Annotated in this window: 3 protein-coding genes; all 3 read left to right on the forward strand. The window is 34.4% G+C overall.

Features of this window, described 5'->3' with window-relative positions; translation table 11 throughout:
- The first annotated feature begins 89 nt into the window (after positions 1-89).
- Complete coding sequence (locus tag AC1DRF_RS20635) at positions 90-665, forward strand: MerR family transcriptional regulator (protein WP_477741558.1); 576 nt, start codon at positions 90-92, stop codon at positions 663-665.
- A gap of 478 nt (positions 666-1,143) precedes the next feature.
- Positions 1,144-2,445 (forward strand): replication protein, encoded by a 1,302-nt coding sequence (locus tag AC1DRF_RS20640; protein WP_477741559.1) that lies wholly within the window; start codon positions 1,144-1,146, stop codon positions 2,443-2,445.
- A 108-nt stretch (positions 2,446-2,553) separates the two neighbouring features.
- Positions 2,554-3,257 (forward strand): cell envelope integrity protein TolA (locus AC1DRF_RS20645; RefSeq protein ID WP_477741560.1); only part of this gene is annotated, 704 nt, incomplete at its 3' end.

Genomic DNA, 3,257 nt, shown 5'->3' on the forward strand with positions numbered 1-3,257 from the left:
AAGTTAGACTTAATTGAGTCACTAAATTTACTATATATAAGAAGTTTCTAACTCAATTAGATTAAATTATCTTTAAAGGAGGTATAATTTTGAGCGAAGAAACAATGGTTATTTCAGAAGTTGCTAGAAAATTCAATATAGAAAATCATCAATTACGCGACTGGTGCGAAGTCGGATTAGTACGCCACAAGAGAATCGGGAGAATAAGGTATATATTCACTGATGAAGATAAAAAAATTAAGAAGATTATTGAACTAAAGGAGAAATTCGGAAAACATGCACCCAATGAAATGATTCGTGAAGAATTAATTAAAGCAAATTTAATGAGTGACGAACAAACAAAAGTGATTGATAAGGATGTAAATGAAGAAGATATAAACGAAAACTCCTTTAAAGAAGCCTTTTTATTACTTGCTAAAAAAATAGAAGAAATGGATAAAAAAATGGAGAAGAAAGAACAATTAACGCTTCCATCTGGAAATTTAGCAGAAAAAAAGGATGTTATAGAGATAAAAGAGCAGATGAATAAACTTGAACAAGATAATCAGCGTTTAAAAGAAGTGAATGATCAATTACTTAAAAAATTAGATTCTATCCATTCAGCTATGACCGAGATTCAAAAAGAACAAGGAAAAAGTATATGGAAAAGAATGTTCAACAAATAAAAACAGCTTCTAACTACTGATAAKTAGTTAGAAGCTGTTTTTATTTGTTTTAGTTTTCAGAAATATTTTCTCTTACTTCCTTCTACAATAAAATTATTTAAATATAGATAGGATTTTTAACCCGTAAAAGAAGTAAAATTGATTCTTTTGAGATATATTACTAATTTTTATTGAATTATRAGATTAATTAACGCTATAATAAAACTAACAAAAATGACCGGAATAGAAAAAAGACTTCAACTGTTTAAGWAGTGYKRSYARCACWCTTAAACCGTTCCCCCTAAAKACGGTAGGGAAAACACTTGTCGAAGTCTCTTGTTAATAGATTTAGTTTTTCTATAAAATAAAACTTATGKTTTTATTTTATATGAAATTGACATCTATTTCAAGGGCTTAGTTCATCAAAATCAAGRCATTGTTTTCCTTTTTCGAGGGAAGCAGTGTCTTTTTTGTGTTCCTTAAAGGAGACGATGAACAAATGACAAAAATATTAACCTGCTATTTAAAAGATGTAGACACCTTCAATGGACGGTTCAAATGGTTATGGACCCACAAGTCCACACTTCGGAAAAAGAAAGAAGAGTTTTTAGAAAGTCTTCGTACCCACTTTAAACAACAACAATCAGCCATACATAAAGAATTTCCTAAAAAGAGAATGGAAATGCTCGATCATGTCATCTATAACCTAGTGGCTACGGGCATTCAAGCAATCCGTTCTGAAACGCTTATGAAAAAATTTAATGTTTCCAAAAGTACGGTTTCTCGTTTTGTACGCTCGTTAAAAGCGACTCCGTTTGTACTTGTGGCACGTTACATTAAAGAAGATGCAACAGGTACTCATCCTGATAGTTATGTATTTATCCTTAAAAGCCATAAGAACTTTCATCACATTTGCGACGAAATCTTTTTTGCTCATGATACAACAGGTATACAAACGCTTCAGCAAGAAGAAATGACCACTCCTGTGACATGTCCTGTGACGCATCCAGAAAGTGCTGAAAACGTTGATACACCAAGCTTAGAGGCCGATAAATCACCTAATGCCTTTATTAACCTTGATTTACCTGTAAATCATATAAATAATTATTTAATGTCTGTTTCACAGTCATTCAGCTATATCAAAGGTGTGCCTAAAAAAGTCAATCAAGTCTATGCAGGTAAATATGGACATCAACTACAAGACTTTTATGCTCGTATTCAAAATGCTGCAAAAGCCGTAAAACGAGATACAGAGATTAAGATTGAGAAAGAGCAAATACATGAGATCGCATATTCAACGATTGTTGGATTAGATAAATATGTACATGAGGCTAATCAAAAAGGAAAACCTTTATCCCTAGGGGATATGTGTCGATTAATCTATCAAATTGCGAAAAATCAATTCTACGAATTAGTAGACCCTAAAGGACAGGATTATTCATCAGTATACGCACATCAACAAGAAGTTATACATAACGAAAGCGAAACAAGAACATTGGCTACACCAAAACATATTATCCGTAAGGAACTGGTTCCTGATTGGTTAAAAGCTGAACAGCAGCAAGAAGAATCTACACAAGAAACAGAAGTTACATTGGAGCAACAGCTTGAAATGATCCAGTTAAAGCAAGATTTAGGACAAGAACTTACGCTAGAAGAAGAAAACTTGCTGCAGGAGCACAGCTCTACGTATAGTTTGTTGGAGATATCTCAGGTAAAACAAGACCTAGGACAAGCTTTAAAGCCAGAGGAACAAGAATGTTTGCGTCAACATAACCAGTTAAGAGACACAGCTTCCTAATCAAAAAAGTAGAAATCTCTTAGAAGCTGATGTTTTAATAGAACGTGTTTATTTAGAACTGTGTTCTAAATAAACAATAACTAATAATCTACGCAGGAGGATAACATTATGCCACATAAAATTACGTTAACCGGATCAGCCACAGGACCACTACGAGAATAYGATCGCTAYGTTGCCTTTGATATGCGTGAAAAAGGGTCACCATCTGCGCCTAAAGGRTTRAAGAAGAGYACSTTTATTTCGTATACCGTATTTGTTGCGAAGAAAGCTTTTAATAAAACAGGGCTCACGAAGAAAAGCATCATGCATGAAAAGGTGTTAATTCAAGGGGAACCAACGTTAGACATTCCCATTGATGAATGTCCTGGTGAAGTAGGGGTCATCTGTTTTCAGATTACCGTTCTCCCAAATAAAAATGACAAAGAGAAGAATGAGTCAGATGCGAAAAAAGAACCTAAACAAGAAGCATCTACGCCTTCTGAAGCCCAAAAGAACACGGAATCTACTGCACAGGAAGAAGTACAAGAACCTATTTCTCAATCTGTAGCAAAGGAAGAGAAGAAAGAAGTGAAGGCTGTTCAGCCGGAAGTGCAACAAGAGCCTACAGAAGAGAAAAAGACTGAACCAAAGCAGAAAACACTCCCGAACCAGCCAAAAGGCACACAGGATCTATTGAACTTTKATGATATTATCGTTCCTGAAGAGTTCTTAAAGACTTCAGGAACGATAATATCATCAAAGTTCAATAGATCCTGTGTGCCTTTTGGCTGGTTCGGGAGTGTTTTCTGCTTTGGTTCAGTCTTTTTCTCTTC

The sequence above is a fragment of the Priestia sp. P5_B4 genome, from assembly GCF_056400385.1.

Excerpts from the sequence above, each read along its gene's own strand:
- AC1DRF_RS20640 (WP_477741559.1), top strand. The coding sequence starts at position 1,144 with ATGACAAAAATATTAACCTGCTATTTAAAAGATGTAGACACCTTCAAT.